Below are 15837 nucleotides of genomic sequence, written 5' to 3'. Positions count from 1 at the left end.
GCTGGAAACCGCGGACTATTCCACTGCTTCTTCGCCGGCGATTGCATCGTCGGCGTCCAACATGTCTTCTGCATCGGGGACCGAGGGATCCTCCGGTGCACGCTTGCGCAACTTTCGCTGTAGCGACCGGCGGTGGATTCCCAGACGTCGTGCCGCTTCGCTGATGTTGCCATCGCAGTCGGCCAAGACCCGATGGATGTGTTCCCATTCGTTTCGCGCAAGCGAGGGCGCAGGAAACGCAACGGCACCGTCGGGAACCGTTTGTTCGTCACCACGCAGGAATGCGGCAAGAATGTCGTCGGCGTCCGCGGGCTTGCTAAGGAAATTCACCGCACCGGAGCGAATGGCGTCGATCGATGCCGGAATGCTGCCGAAACCGGACAAGATGATGATCCGCGTGTCTTCCTTGAATTCCAGCAACTTGCGTAGCAATTCCAGACCGTTGCGGCCCGGCATTCGCAAGTCCAAGACCGCAAGGTCAGTGGGACGTTGCTTAAATACTTCGACGGCCTCGTCGTAGTTCCCAGCCGTTTCGACTCGAAAACCACGTTGTTGCATCGCCATTGCCAAGCGGTCCCGCAGCACAAACGTGTCATCGACCAGCAAGATACTTTCGGCTTGAACGTCGCTGGTGGTGTAGATGGGGCCCGGTTCTGAATCTCGATCGTTCATCGTTCCTTTCCTGGTACTGCGAGACATGCGACCAAGTCTCAAGTGTAACCCGATTGTGACATTTTGTTTGCATCCCGTCGCCCCGTTTCGCCACAGTTCGGCACGATTTAAAGGGCACCTGTGACAATATGGGTCAGTTCGCTGGTGGGCGGATGGGTAAAATGATCCGTGCCGTCGTTCCGACACCGGGCGTCGAGTCCATTTTCAGTTGACCACCCAGCTTTTTCACAACGTTTCGCGTCAAAAAGATGCCCAGTCCGATCCCGCGACCCGGATCTTTGGTGGTGTAGAAAGGATTGCCGATCCGTTCCAAAACGTCTTCGCTCATGCCGCATCCGGAATCGGTCACGATCAGTTGCAACACGCCATCGTCGACACGGGATTCCAAAACAACATTTTTGTCGCGGTCACTTGCGTCCAGGCCATTGTGAATCAGGTTTCGGATTGCTTGGGCCACCGCTTCCTGGGGCACCCACAGCGGTCGGTCTTCGATCTCTGGTGCCGCGTCGATCACATCCACGCGATGAGGTTGTCGGACACCGTCAAGGGCAACATCGATCAATTCGCCAACGGTCGTTTCGTCCCAGCGACCTGTCGTTGAATCACCCGATGCCGCACGCATTCGTTGCAAAATTTGACGGCAGTGTTCCAACTGGCCGTCGATCAGCTGCAAGTCTTCTTCCACCGATGCGGGCTTTTCGATTCCATCCAAGTGGCGGAACAATTCACGAACGATGACATCGATGGTGGATAACGGCGTGGCCAGTTCGTGTGCCGCACCGGCGGCCAATGTCGTCAAACCCTCCAGTTGTCGATTGGCTGCTTCGGTGGCCTGTGCTTCCAACAACTGCGTTTCGCGCATCCGCAGTTCGCCCGATGTGCGGGTAACGAAGTACGTGATGACGGCTGAACACGCGGTGAAGGCGATCATCTGGCCCAGTCGATGAATGTTGCTTGCCGCGTCGATGTTGGTGTCCAGCAGTTCTGGCAGCGCGGTGGAAAACAACAACAGCAACGCGAAGCCGATCACGGCGACCAGCGTCAACGTCCACGCGCGATACGGCCGCAGCATCACGCCGCCGACCGACAAGTTGACCAAGTAGAAAAAACAAAACGGATTTTGCGTGCCCCCGGTCAGGTGCAACATGGCCGTCAACGTCACGAGGTCCAGCAGCATCAACGCCCAAGCGATCCAACCCGCGGACTTGCTGGCATCGTCGTCGATGTCCACAAGCAAAGACGACGGGTCGTCCGTTGCATTCGCCAGTCTGCCGACCGGACCCTTCATGCCGATGGCTTCGGGGCGACTTAATTCATCCGATGGCTCAACCGTCGCGGCGGGTTTCTTGCGTGTCAGCCACAGCGCATAGATGACGTTCGTCGTGGCGGTCAGTGCGACCAAGCCCAATAGCGGCAGGTATGCCACATCAAGGTCGGCCAGGACCCAGACGGCGAAGATCGTTACCAACTGGCCGACCACCGCCGCCGAACGCAACAACAACAACCAAGTGGACGAACCCAAACGGGCACGTTGCATCAACGGCATAGCGGCATTCCCGCGGCTACAAAAGGATCAAACAAAGCGTCGGTGATTCGTGGCGACATGATCCGATCACCAAGGGCGACGACCCTGTCCGCGATCGGCCACCGCCTGTCAGTTTGGACAGGTCGACCAAAGTCACCAAGATGCGGTGATTGAATCAGCGGGATTGGCGTCGTGCAAGCTCATCACGCAGACGGGCCGCCAATTCATACTCTTCTTGTTGAATCGCGGCATCCAAGCGTTCGCTAAGCGTTTGGCCGACTTCGTACTCGTTTCGCAACGATTCGCGTAGTTCGGCCAAGCGGACGACCAGCTCGTCTTCTTCGAAATGTTCTTCGGCGTCGTGCTGAATAAAAAACTGACGCATCGTTTCCAAGCCGCGATTGATCGCTTGGACGGCTTCTTCGGCGCTGTTTTCTTCCAATTCACCCAACGCTTCGGCCTGGGTCCGGTGGAACAAAACGAATGGCCGGTACTGTTCGTGCGATCCCGTCCATTCTTCATCCGGGCTCATCACCGACGACAGGTCCATCAGCCGCAAGGTGTGATTCGCGTCCATGACCGCGCGGTGGTAATACTGCAGCCGCAACCAACACAAACGCCGATGGTAGAACTGCATGAATTCACGGTCGACTTCGGCGCATTCATCATCCGTCAGCACCCGGTCCGGGGCTTCCAGGTGTTCCAGTTGCAAATGATCCAAATAGGTATCGGATCCTTCGACCTTTGAACCATCCGGACGACCGGCGGTTTCCAGCTGAAGAATGCCCATGTCCAGCCGCATCTGAATCACATCACGGCCGTCCTTGCCTTTGACCAATCGGACGTTCAGATTCGACGGATCGTAGGCCCACTTGGACAACAGGTCGTCGATATGCATTGAACGTTTCATCGATTCCATCGGTCTGACTGGACGAGAGAAACCGGCCGCTGCGCCCCGGCCGATCGATCGGCCCTCGGCCTGGTCTCTACTATAGCAGCGACAATTTTGACGAGAAGCATTGAATCCGAATCCGCATCAGTCGCGTGGGATCGGCGACCGGCGAAGCTGTTTTTTTTGGCTGTGCTGTTTTTTCTTTTTCAATCGCTTTTTGTTGCTCGAACGACTGGGACGAGTCGCCTTGCGAGCCTTCGGTGGCCACTGGCATTCCAGCAACAGATCGACCAGACGTTGCCGGACGTCCGCTAGATTACTGGGCTGATCGCGAAAACGGTCACTATGCAGCACCAAATCACCGTCCCGGGTGATACGGTTACTTTGACGGGCCATGAACCGGCGTTTCCAATCCTCCGGCATCGCATCGCATTGCCCGGGCGACCACCGCAGTGTGACCCGAGAATTGACTTTGTTGACGTTCTGCCCACCAGGGCCACTGCTTCGCGAATGCGAAATCTGGATCGATTCCGCCGGCAACGTTAAACGTCGATTGACGACCAAATCGCTCACTGACACTCTCCCACCGATTCGATCGGCGACACCATGAACCAAAAAAAATTTTCAGCGTTCTTGTTTGCTTCGCCGCCCCGACGATGCCGGTCGTCGGCAGGGGGACGCTTCCTACCATCGGCCGAATCAACGGTCCACGCAAGCCTTATGCCGAAACATTGCTTCGCGAATCATCGCGTGTCCAAAGGACGTGTGTGCAACGGCGTTCGGCTGACCTTCACGCCGCCCGGCCGCCGGCCGCATCCGCGGGGAACCGCCAACTGGAGTGCGCCCGCAGCGCAACAGTGCTGCTTGGTCGTCCCCAACGTGATTGCACCTTGGGTGACCGCATTGGCACTGGTCATCGTATCGGCCGGTCAGTCGGCGGCGGATTGGCCGCGGTTTTTGGGGCCGCAATTCGATGGCATCGTCCACGACGCGGATTTGATCCAAGCCGCCGATCGAGTCGACTGGAACGGCAAGCCTTCGGTCACCTGGTCGTTGCCGGTCGGCGAAGGTTACGGCATCGGTGTCACCGCGGCCGATCGATACTATCACTTTGATGCGGCACCCGATTCCACCGACCGCCGCGTCGTTGGGCGCCGGTCATCCATCACGGAACGACTGCGATGTGTGGATTTGGCATCGGGACAAATTATCTGGACGCAACAAAACGAATGTCGATACCAGGACTTGTACGGGTACGAAGCGGGACCGCGATCGAGTCCGACCGTGCACCAAGACAGTGTCTATACGCTTGGGGTTCGCGGTCGACTGACCTGTCGATCATTAAGCGACGGCACTGAACGATGGTCGGTGGAAACCGTTGATCAGTTCGCGGTGGTCCAAAACTTTTTCGGCGTCGGTTCGGCTCCGCTTGTTATCGATGATTTGGTCATTGTCATGGTGGGCGGAAGCCCCGACGAAGACCAAGTAGTTCCGCCGGGACAGTTGAACCGCGTCAGCCCAAATGGCACCGGGTTGGTTGCTTTCAATCGAAACACCGGCCAAGTGCGGTGGCAAGCCGTTGACGATCTGGCCAGCTACAGCAGTCCACGTCCGATTCAGATCGACAACAAAGCGTGTGTTTTATTGTTGGCCCGTGATCATTTGTGGTGCGTCGACGCAAAGGCCGGGACGACCCTTTGGAAGTTCCATCACCGATCGGACTTGCTGGAAAGCGTCAATGCTATGACCCCCGTGGTCGATGGATCGAAGGTATTCATCAGCGAGTGCTATGAAGTGGGAAGTGTGTTGCTGGAGGTGGATCCATCCGAATCACCGACCGCCGTTTGGCAAGACCCACGTCGTGATCGTCGACGCATGGCGATGCGCTGCCACTGGGCGACGCCGGTTTTGGTCAACGGTTACCTTTACGGCTGCAGTGGCAGAAACGCCCCGGACAGCGATTTTCGCTGTGTGGACTTGATGACGGGGACCGTCAAATGGACTGGATTGGAACGCCGACGCAGCAGCGTGACCGCGGTGGGGGACCATTTGCTGGTCCTGGAGGAACGCGGCACACTTCACATCGCCAAGGCCGATCCCGAAGCACTGTCGATTAAAGCTTCGCATGATCTGGCGACTGAGGAAGCCTTTGCAAACGGTGATACAAACCCAGCACTTCAGTACCCGTGTTGGTCCGCGCCCCTGTGGGTGGCCGTCCCCGATCTCGCTCCGCAGATTCTGCTGCGTGGCGATCAAACAGTGCTGTGTTTGCAATTTCCAATGAAGTGATTGCGGGATCGATCAGGCTTCGACCCGATTGGCCCGGCGGACCTTGATCCTAAGGTTGCTCCGGCGTCGTGTCGTCAATCTCGTCGCTGGAACTTGGTTGATCGCCAGCATCCGGTTGTCCAGCCGGATTGCTAGGGGATTCGAACAGGAACTGAAAGTCGATCGTCAGGGTATCGATACGCGCTTTGATGTTGTTGTGTGGCAGCAACGTTTGTTCGGTATCGCGGAACGTGAACTTGGATCCGACGTCGTTTCGCAATTGCTGCGCGATCAGTTTGCCGTTTCGAACATCGATGGCTTGGAAATCCAATGACTGTTCACGCTTTCCTTGCGTTGAATAGGCACTACGCAAACGTGTGAACAGCAACAGCGGTGAAGCTGCGGGTTGGTCCAAGGTCACGCCCCAAGGAAGTTCGAAATCTTGCCGCCATTTCAATTCGCCGGTGACGCTATCAAATGCCAACGCGGCTCCCGCTTCTTTTTGATTGTCTGTTGTGCGGCCGTCCAGTTTTTCCGATTCGATGTCATTGCTTGCCGGCATACTGACTTGCGGCAGAATGACCAAACCACCTCGCATTTGAACGCTGGATAACCCGAGGTGCCCCGGTGACAGGTCGATCGATTCGCGTGCAAGTTCCTTTCCTGATTGCAAATCCCAGACGACAAGCTTGCCTTCGTGGTTAAGAATCGTGACCCAACGTCCGTTCAACAGATCCCCGAACGAATCTTCGGTGGACTGGCTGGAACGGGACACGACGCAGTTGTCAGATTCGATCATCACACCGCTGCCATCGGCCAATGGGTCGACCATGATCACGCGGCGACGCAGTGATTCGTTTTGATCATCTTCACCGTCGGCCTGAATCGCGACGACAAAGCGATCGCTGCGGCCCCACAGATCGCCATGATTCCAAGGCTTCTGGCTCGTCAACGTCCCGTCATAAAGATCGTAGATTCGAATCTCGTTGGTTTCGTCAGAGACAAGGGCCACACGCGATCCGTCGACGACCAGCACGCCGGTGCGTGGTGCGTCGGTCGTGCGCCATCGTGTGTCGCCGGTGATCGCGTCCAGGCACATCAATTCGCCGTTTCGAAATACGAAGAAGCGATCGCCCAAGATCGGTCCCACACTGATTTCCGGCAGCATTCCGTTGATCATCGTTCCGCTACTGATGCGGTTGCGATAAATGACATCGCCCAAATCGTTTTCGGTACGCACGGATGAAACGCCTGATTCGCGACTGACCAATTCTCGCCGCCAGATCATCGGTGGTTGCATCGCGTCATTAACTTTGGTCATGTCCAATGCGATCAGTTCCGTACCCACACTTAGCAGTGCCAGGCTTCCGCTGATTGCATATTCCCGCATGCCGTTGCGATTGGGGTGCGGGGACAACGCGATCGGTCGCGCACGTCCCAACGCGTCACGCACTTGCAGTGACTGGCTGCTATTGGTGCCGATCTCCCACCCGGAAAACGTCCGTCCCGATTCCGACGATAAACGTAAAGTGGCAAAGCGACGCTGCAACGCTTGGAAATTGGACATGGCCATGGTCGGACTGGCTCGCGTCAACAAGTCCAAGCTGACGTCGACACGATCGGGCCACAGATCCAACGGCGCGGTTCGCTGTCCAAGCAAATCAGGTAAAGGGCCGGCCCAATCCGCTTCGGCCAATCGATCAATCGCCGTTCGATTTGCCAGTTCGGCGATGACCGCGGATGCGTCTTCCGGCATCTCGGACTTTGCGTAGGCATACGCCAACATGTACAGCCGGTCGTCGGAAAGCTCTTTCCAGCGTCGATGCGGCAGTGTGCCCAGTGCCATCCGTTCGATCAAATGATATTGCCGTTTCGTTTTCAAACGCTCGAACAACACCTGGCCAATCTGGTCGGCGAATCCTGTCGGCGACCATTGCCGCAACAATTCTTGCAGCTGCGCGGTCGGTCGGGCCAACTGTTCGGACAAGGTGCGGCTGACCAAATCGTCCAGGTTCTCTTCGGAAACCGAAACCTCGTTGGTTTGGTCTTCGGTGATTCGATAGCAACGCGTTACGCGGCCGGCGATCCATTCATGCACCGAAACGGTTTGCGATCCGGTAACCACCGTGCCATCGCTTTCGGGTGAATCCAACACCATTGCGGACAATGCCAACAGTTCACGCAACGATTGTTCCGGCTGGCCTTGCCGCAGAAACCCGTCCACCTTCAAGCGTTGGAATTCCAGCATCTGTTCCGGCTGATCGATTCTTGGTTCCAGCTTGGCAATCAGATCAGTATCGATGCTTTCTGATTCACGTAGCTGTTCTAGCATTGCCGACACCAGCAGTTGATCGATTTCATCGTTGTCACTGTCCAACGCTTCGGCTTTGTGCAGCACGTCAACGGCCTGATCACGCTGGCCGTTTTCCAGCATCAGTTGCGCTTGGTCGATCAGCGCCATCACGTCGTCGGGGTTCTGTTCCAGACGAAGACGCACGTCCGGTTGCAAACTACTCATCCCAGATGCCATGACAACTTCGGTCGCGGTTTGACTGAATAGTTCGCCACCGGATGCCACCAGATTGCCCAAAGGAAAGTCGACCTTTTTACGACCGGTGATTGATCCGTCGGCGGTTGAAATCCGAATCAATTCCTGTTGCGTCGTGGGCACGAGATAGTCGCCATCGCCGAATGCTCCACGACCCGCCACCTCTTGATCGCCGGCAAACACCGAATCATCGGTCGCCCAGACTTTTTTTCCCGAATCCAGGTCATACGCGGCGACCTGACGGCGGCCGACCAAGATGTAATTGCCGTCGCGAATTCCGGCAACGTACAGTTCACCGCTTCGGGGTTTCGCGCGAAAACTGGATTGCCCCGTCGCCGCATTCAAAACGATCAATTGGTCGCTTTCGACCGGGGTGATGACCACGTGACCGTCGCCGGCGATTGCGACGCCGTCGGCCCATCGACGCTGGGTAGATTCAAGATCGTTACGTTCGGGATCAAAGAAACTGTTGTTGGCAGCGGAACGAGGCCGGGGGTAACGACGGGCCCAGCGGAACGTTCGGTCCGCTAAATCAATCGCGACCACCAAGCCGTTTCCGGTCGCACAAATCAATAGCCCTTGATAGTAGGTTGGCATCGCGCCGGCCAATCTTCGCTGTGCATCGAATCGCACCGGCAAGCCATCAATCGAACCCAACGTTTGCCGCCAGATTTCTTGACCGGTTGCGGGATCCAGGCAATACAGTCCCAAATCGCCACTGACTTCTGCCAAGACATACAACCGGCCATCGATGGGCAGTGGCGGTCCCAAAAAAAAGGCGTCGCCCAAGGTGCTGGCTTCGTCTTCATCGGCCCCAATCCGCCACAGCAACTTGCCCTGTGTCTTCAGCTCTAAAGCGACCAGGGTGTTGGCGGCTTCCCGCCGCGATCGCAACCCCATCGCGCTGTTGCCCATACGAAACGATTCCAGGTCGTCCAATCCGTCCAGCAAGAACAACCGTTGGCCGTCGCTGGAAAGCTGGCCATAGGGTAGGTCATGCCAAACCCGCTGGACCAATTGTGCGACCTCCTGTTCCTCGCTCAGCGACGGATGCGGCGTTTCGAAATCATCCAACGCATCCTGGGCGGAATACCACGGAAAGGTCCAAACCATCTTGCCGGTTGACTGATCGATTCCGGTCAACCATTTGGTCGTCCGAACCATCACTTGGCCGTCGATCGAAAGCGGTTGGGCACTGGGTGGCAGCAGAACACCTTGGCTGCGGAACCGTTCGGCTTGGTCAGCCAGCAATTCGGATTCCCGGGGCGACGCGGTTGATTCGACCACCCATTCCGGCCGAGTCAGCGGCATTTGCCCTGACGCACCTCCGTTACGGTCCGGCGTTGTTCCCATCAAGCCGAAGTTCTGCCTCCATCGAGCCGACGCCAAATCGCCGATCGTCGCCGCATCGTTACACCATTGTCGTAATGATTCGCCCGAACGACTCTGACCGGCGGCGATGGCCTCGGCATCGCCAACCGCAGGAACCGGCCCGGAAAGTTTCAACTCCGGTTCAAGGCTTAGTTCCGATTGGTGGGCTGCGACCGCGAATAAAGCAACAACCGATGCGTCGATGTGCGGTGAAGCGTCGGCTTGCGGAATGATGTCTTTCAACAGCATGGCACAATGCAAGGCTTCGCCACGCTGCCACGCGCGACGTGCCAGGACGATCGAAGACAGATACCCGGCCTGGGTATGGAAATACCGACGTCGGACTTCGGCCAAGGCAAGCCAATCACGTTGCCGGGTCGCCTGGTCGAAAATTCGTCGTGCCGACGGGCCGTACAGTAATTCATACGTCTCGCGTGCGTCGGCCGGCAAATCGCCGATCATCTGGCGGGCTTGGCGGATCAAGCTTTGTGACAACGTGGCGTTGGGATCCTGGTCGACCGAGTCCAGGAAATAGTCTTGGGTCAGCGCCAGGTCGGCTGCTTCGCTGGTCTCTTGCTGCAGGAAATCGCCCAGGCCGGCAACGGCATCGCTCCATTGCTGTTGATCGATTGCTCGCTGGGCGTCGCTCAAGATCTGTCGCACTGCGCGTGGTGGCGTGATCAAGCCCGCGGATGATTCGGCGCGATTTTGAAAGGGCAGGCCTTGGGCCGACACGGTGCCGCAAAGCATCGCCAGCCAGCCCAGGTAAACCAACAAAAACCGAAAGCGGAAAGACAAGGTCATCGTTTGATCCGATGTGATGATGGCAAATGAATCGATTCGCCGATTGCAGAATACGGTGCTTTCAACCGAGTCCATTGTAAAACCCGTTCACCCCAGCGATACACCGATCAATCGTGCGATCTGCCGTCGATGCCCCCTACAGGGGAATCCAACACGCGCGTCTTCGCGGGCGATGACAAAGGACCGACGTATCGCCGTGCGGTCATCACCGAATCTAGCCGACGCTGAATCTGGTCAGACTTCGCCCGGTCGATCGACTCGGTCCAGACCGCCAGCGGGCCCGATTAGACAACGCATGCCAGCAGACGCTGCGAAACCTCGTCCATCGTTCCGGTGCCATCAACGTCGGTCAGGATGCCGGACTGGCGGTAATAGTCCAGAACGGGCCGAGTTTGCGATTCAAAGATTTCCAGGCGGACCCGGATGGTTTCGTCGGTGTCGTCATCGCGGTCTTCGGTTTCCGCACGACGTGCCAAACGTTCGATCAAGATTTCCTGGGGGACGCACAGCGAAATGACATGGGTCAGCTGTTCGTCTTGGCTGCTCAAGTAATCGTCCATCAGCCGCGCCTGTTGGACATTCCGCGGAAAACCATCCAGCAGGTAGCCCGATGAACAATCCGCCTTTTCCAAACGACGGGTCAGGATCTTCATCACCAAATCGTCGGGGGCTAATCGGCCGCCGTCGATATAGCTGGCCACCAATTCGCCGACCTCCGATCCGTCCTTGGTCGCACGCAGCATTTCGCCGGTCGACAAATGCGGGATCGACAAACGTTCGGACAGACGCCGGCACTGGGTGCCCTTGCCTGCCCCGGGCGGACCAATGAAGACGATCCGGAACACGGGGGCGTCGTTGTGATCGACGCCACGTCGGTTGGATGCGTTCAAAGATTCACCGAGTCAGAAGCGAAACGAAACGGTCGTGCGACGGCCACGATCAGACGACGGGGGACGTTCCGCCACCGGCACCTTCGAGCAACCCGCGATAGTTTCGCATCACCAAGTGGCTGTCGATCTTCTGCACCAAGTCAAACGCGACGCTGACGGCGATCAGAAGGCCCGTTCCACCGTAGAAACCAGCGATCGAATAAGGCACACCCAACGAACCGTAAACAATCGTCGGGACGATCGCGATCAATCCCAAGAACGCGGCGCCGACATAGGTGATTCGTACCATCACCTTTTCCAGGTAATCGGTCGTTCGCTTACCGGGACGATACCCCGGAATGAACGTGCCACTTTCCTTCAGGTTGTCCGACATTTCTTTCGGGTTGAACGTGATCGCCGTCCAGAAGTAGCAGAAGAAGAAAATCAGCGCGACGTACAGCAGATTGAAGAAATAGGAGCTTTGGTCCTGCATCGACAATCCGATCATGTTCAGCCAGCGGAACAACGACGAATCGGTCTCAAACAGACCCGCCATGAACCCAAAGAAAACGCCGGGGATCATCAGCAAACTGCTGGCGAAGATGATCGGCATCACGCCGGCTTGGTTGATCCGCAGCGGCAAGAATTGACGCGTGCCGCCGTAAACCCGGCGTCCGCGGGTGAACTTGGCCGATTGCGTCGGGATCTTGCGTTGACCCAGCGTGATGAAGACCACGCCGAAAACAACACAGACAAACAACAAGACCAACAATATCAGTGTTTCAATGCCGACCTGTCCGCGGCTAAGCCCGGTCAGTTGCGGCTTCATGTTTCGGATCAGTTCATACAACGCTTTGGGCATCTGGGCCAAAATGCCTGCCATGATCAACAGGCTGATGCCGTTGCCGATACCGTATTCGTCGATCTGTTCGCCCAACCACATCAGGAACACCGTCCCGCAGGTCATCACCAGGACGGCGACGATCTGCCAGCCCCAAAACAGGCCGGTGCCTTCGGCGTTCAAAAAGTTCGGGTTTATGTTTCCGAAGCCACCCGGGCCACCGGCCATCAACATGAACTTCAGGTACATGTAGCTTTGGACCAAACAAATCGCCACGGTCAGATAACGCGTGTATTCGTTCAGCTTTTTGCGGCCCGCCTCGCCTTCCTTCTTCAGCTCTTCCAGCGGTTTGTAAACGCTGCCCAGCAATTGGAAAATGATCGACGCCGAAATGTAGGGCATGATCCCCAGACCAAAGATCGTCGCCTGGCGCAGATCGCTGGCGGCGAACATGCTGACCCGCTCGAAGAAGTCGGCCGCACCACCGGAGGATTCGCCCAAGTTCGTGGCGACCATCGGCAACGGGATGTGAAAACCGATCCGATAAACGGCCAGCAACCCGATGGTCAGAAGCACCTTCTTCCGCAATTCGGGAATGGTGAAGACGATTCGAAGCTTTTCAAACATGTGCCAGAACGGACAACGGGGATGGCGTGCAGAAAAGACGAAGATTAGCGATTTTCCGGTTGGTCCGCGAGGCTGAACGGTCGGAAATTTGCCTTCGGCAACCGCAGAAAACCCCGTGATTCGGGATGTCGGGCAGTTTTCCCAGTTTCTTTCCGCTATTTCTTGCCCGCCGAAGGTGATCGCCGTAGCAAAATCCTTCATGGTTTGTGGACCGATGGATGGTTGCAATGACGCTCCGCTGACCGACGCGAAGGCTGCAGAAAGGGGATTGCCAGGCCCGAAATCCAGCGGAATTTCACTCCGGATCAACTATCGCTGAATCGCGTCGCTGAGCAGAATGACCGGGATTTCCCAGTTCTGTCGTGACGTTCAACACGAGGTAACCGTGCCATCCGACGACGCGTTGTCCGACGAAGAAGCTGTCAGGAGACTTTGCCGCGTTGATGATCCTGTGCAACGACAGGATCTATTGGACGACCTGTGCGGCGACAACCATCAGCGTCGTGATCGGTTGGCTTCGTTGGTGGAAGCGGCAAAGAACGGAAATCGGCCGTTAGCGGCATTCGATTTGTCGGCGCCGGGGCGATCCAAATCGACCGTTCACGAGACCCCGGGGGTCCCGATGAACTTGGCGGAAACGCCGGTCGACAGTCAATTCTCTCGATCGCCGCTGAAGCAGATCGGAAATTATGAGCTGACCCGCTTGGTCGGCCGTGGTGGCATGGGAAACGTCTTTCATGCCCGTGATCCGGCTCTTGATCGTGAAGTTGCGCTGAAGGTGCCTCGTGTGGAAGTCATGCTGTCGCCAGACGTGGAACGTCGCTTCATTCGCGAAGCGCGGGCGGCGGCGCAGCTGGATCATCCGAATCTGGTGTCGATCCTGCAGGTCGGATCGGATGGCCCCTATCCCTACATCGCATCTCAGTGGTGCGACGGGGGCGATCTGGCGACTTGGATGCGGAAGAATCCGCAACCACGGGATCCTTACGACGCGGCTAGGTTCATGGCCGCCGTTGCCGATGCGATTCAGCATTGTCACGGCCGTCGCATTGTCCATTTGGATTTGAAGCCGTCGAACATTTTGCTGGTGGGGCGTGATGACCAAACGGATCCGCGATCGGATCTTGCCGCCCTGCATCCGAAAGTGACCGACTTTGGTTTGGCTCGGTTGATGGACGTGCAATTGGATCAGACTACTGAAAGTATGTTTTTGGGCACGCCTCTGTACATGGCACCGGAACAGGCGGAGTGTCGTCGAGATCTGATCGGCCCGGCCAGTGATGTGTTCGCTTTGGGGGTCGTCCTGCACGAGTTGGCGACCGGCAAGCGTCCATTCGATGGTGAAACGTTAACGTTGGTTCTGGATCAAATTCGTTCGGTCAACGTGCATTCGACGATGCCATTGCGAACACTGCCACGCGACTTGCGTACGATCATTTCCCGGTGCCTGCAGCGGGAACCGTCGGACCGCTATTCGACGGCAGCCGCCCTTCGCGATGACCTGCGGCTGTTTGCGTCGGAGAACCCGATTCGAATCCGCCGTGTTTCCCTGGGACGTCGGTTTTGGCTGTGGTGTCGTCGGCCCGAACGGATCACGCAGACCGGCGTGGTTACGGTCGCGATCCAGATCGCCGTTCTAAGCAATCTGTACAGTCACTACGTGTTGATGGGATTGGGGTATCAGGTGCCTTTCTCCGTCGACAATTGGCAATTCTTCAAGGAAACCATCCCGGTCGCACTCTTTCCCCACCTGCCGCTGCTGATCAATGGTTTTCGGACGATCCGGCGAAAACGCTGGAGCGTGACCATCGGGATACTATTGAGCCTGGTGTTCGTCGGTGCGCTGGCATCCGTTTTGTTCGGAGCCAAGGCCGCCTTTTCTGCTTATCAAGGCAATCCTCTGGCAAGCTACGTTGCTCACCTGTTCATCTGCTGCATGGCGCTGGTCCAGTTAATTGCTCACCTGATCGCCATCCCAGCCGCAATGAAGGAATCAGCCGAACGTGGCCGAACCGCAGCCTTAATCTAGTCGGTCGAAACTGCAGATGCGCGATCAACAGGTTTTTGGAGACGTAGTTCGACGATGCGGAACGAAAAAAAGCATCGTGACGGTGTCACGATGCTTTGGCGTTTTGAATGGTCGATCTCGTTCGGCCGGAAAGCTATTGGCCGCAGCCATCACTTACCAGGATCCGTCAGTTGGATGCTGACTTGAGGGCTTCGACGCGTTCTTTGGGAGTGCGTTTGGGCGGCAGCTTGTTAATTGTGCCGCCGGCGGCGGTGATCTTTTCTTCGGCCGATTTGCTGAAGCGATGTGCGGTGACGGTCAGCTTTTTGGTCAGTTCGCCGTCGCCCAAAATCTTGACTTCGTCGAACGTTCCTGACGCCAAATTTTTCGCCTTCATCGATTCCAGATCGACGGTCGCACCATCATCATATGCCGCGTTCAAACGGCCGACATTGACGGCAAAGACGGTGGTCGCCCAGCGGTTGTTGAAACCACGTTTGGGGATGCGGCGGAACATCGGCATCGCACCGCCCTGGAAGTTGGGCTTGCGGCTGTAACCGCTGCGGCTCTTGTGTCCCTTGTGTCCACGGCCGGCCGTCTTGCCATGACCGCTACCGATCCCACGGCCGATTCGTTTGCGGGCCCGGTTCTTGGTAATCCCGCGGTGCACATCGTTCAAATTCATGATCTATCACCAAGTCGATTGGCTGGTCGTTCAAACGGACCATGGGCAATGGCCGCGAACATTTTATGCGATAATGGGCTTGTAAACGAATCTAAACGTCGATTCGCGTCAAGGATGTTCGTCCGTCGGCGTGAACCACGGATCCGGGCGTCCTTGATCGACCGGAATGAAGTTTGGCGAACTGATTCAGTTCTCGACCAACTCGGCCGGTTCCAAACCACGCAGGGCAGCGACTTGTTCAATCGTACGCAACTTTTCCAATGCGTCGAACGTCGCCTTGACCAAGGTGACCGGGTTATTGGTGCCGTAGGACTTGGTCAAAATGTCGTGGATACCGGTGGCTTCGCAAACGGCACGCACGGCCTGACCGGCGATAATACCGGTACCAGCACCGGCGGGGACCAACAGCACCTTGGCGGCACCGAAGTGACCCCAAACTTGGTGCGGAATGGAACCGTCGACCAACGGGACTTGGACCAGACTACGGCTGGCCTGCTTTTGTGCTTTTTGAACGCTGGGCGGGACTTCGTTGGCTTTGCCATAGCCCCAGCCGACCTTGCCTTGGCCGTCACCGACGACCACCATCGCTGCGAAGCTGAACCGTCGACCGCCTTTGACCACGGCGGCACAACGCTTGATCTTCACAACGCGGTCCAGCATGCCGTCACCGACAGCGGGTTCTTCGTTTTTTTTTCGTTTGTTGCGGGGTCCGCTACTCATGATCTTT

The 15837-nt window shown here is 57.1% G+C and carries 11 protein-coding genes; 2 read left to right on the top strand and 9 right to left on the bottom strand.

Going from position 1 to position 15837, the window contains the following annotated elements:
* Positions 1-15: 15 nt before the first annotated feature.
* From Mal65_RS18225 to arfB, 4 genes are all read right to left on the bottom strand, one after another.
* Positions 16-672 (bottom strand): response regulator transcription factor, encoded by a 657-nt coding sequence (locus Mal65_RS18225; RefSeq protein WP_145300786.1) that lies wholly within the window; start codon positions 670-672, stop codon positions 16-18.
* Between the two features lie 133 nt (positions 673-805).
* Positions 806-2218: a sensor histidine kinase gene (locus Mal65_RS18220; protein WP_145300783.1), complete on the bottom strand. Its 1413-nt coding sequence runs from the start codon at positions 2216-2218 to the stop codon at positions 806-808.
* Between the two features lie 154 nt (positions 2219-2372).
* Entirely contained in the window at positions 2373-3107 is a 735-nt protein-coding gene (locus Mal65_RS18215) for a UvrB/UvrC motif-containing protein (protein WP_145300780.1), read from the bottom strand.
* A gap of 126 nt (positions 3108-3233) precedes the next feature.
* Positions 3234-3662, bottom strand: coding sequence for an alternative ribosome rescue aminoacyl-tRNA hydrolase ArfB (gene arfB / locus Mal65_RS18210; protein ID WP_145305022.1), 429 nt, complete (start codon positions 3660-3662; stop codon positions 3234-3236).
* A gap of 177 nt (positions 3663-3839) precedes the next feature.
* Here arfB and Mal65_RS18205 point away from each other — a divergent pair, with 177 nt between their 5' ends.
* Complete coding sequence (locus Mal65_RS18205; protein ID WP_196784270.1) at positions 3840-5378, top strand: BamB-related PQQ repeat family beta-propellar protein; 1539 nt, start codon at positions 3840-3842, stop codon at positions 5376-5378.
* A 49-nt stretch (positions 5379-5427) separates the two neighbouring features.
* On the opposite strand, the gene Mal65_RS18200 is transcribed toward Mal65_RS18205, so the two are convergent.
* The 3 genes from Mal65_RS18200 to secY form a co-directional block, all read right to left on the bottom strand.
* Positions 5428-10080, bottom strand: a complete 4653-nt coding sequence (locus tag Mal65_RS18200) for a BamB-related PQQ repeat family beta-propellar protein (protein WP_165701368.1) — start codon at positions 10078-10080, stop codon at positions 5428-5430.
* Between the two features lie 284 nt (positions 10081-10364).
* Entirely contained in the window at positions 10365-10970 is a 606-nt protein-coding gene (locus Mal65_RS18195) for an adenylate kinase (protein WP_196784269.1), read from the bottom strand.
* A gap of 49 nt (positions 10971-11019) precedes the next feature.
* Positions 11020-12417 carry a preprotein translocase subunit SecY gene (gene secY, locus Mal65_RS18190; protein WP_145300772.1) on the bottom strand — a complete coding sequence of 466 codons (1398 nt, stop codon included), beginning with the start codon at positions 12415-12417 and terminating at the stop codon, positions 11020-11022.
* Positions 12418-12802: 385 nt separating this feature from the next.
* On the opposite strand from secY, the gene Mal65_RS18185 reads away from it, so the two are divergent.
* On the top strand, positions 12803-14446 hold the full coding sequence (locus Mal65_RS18185; RefSeq protein ID WP_165701367.1) for a serine/threonine-protein kinase: 1644 nt from the start codon (positions 12803-12805) through the stop codon (positions 14444-14446).
* A gap of 166 nt (positions 14447-14612) precedes the next feature.
* Here Mal65_RS18185 and rplO read toward each other — a convergent pair whose 3' ends face one another.
* Together rplO and rpsE are read right to left on the bottom strand one after the other, a co-directional pair.
* Complete coding sequence (gene rplO, locus Mal65_RS18180; protein WP_145300767.1) at positions 14613-15110, bottom strand: 50S ribosomal protein L15; 498 nt, start codon at positions 15108-15110, stop codon at positions 14613-14615.
* Positions 15111-15296: 186 nt separating this feature from the next.
* The gene (gene rpsE, locus Mal65_RS18175) at positions 15297-15830 is read right to left on the bottom strand and encodes a 30S ribosomal protein S5 (RefSeq protein ID WP_145300764.1); all 534 of its coding nucleotides are present in this window, start codon (positions 15828-15830) and stop codon (positions 15297-15299) included.
* Positions 15831-15837: the final 7 nt, after the last annotated feature.

Source organism: Crateriforma conspicua, from assembly GCF_007752935.1.
Lineage (GTDB): Bacteria > Planctomycetota > Planctomycetia > Pirellulales > Pirellulaceae > Crateriforma > Crateriforma conspicua.
This window is presented reverse-complemented; position numbering and strand designations above follow the sequence as displayed.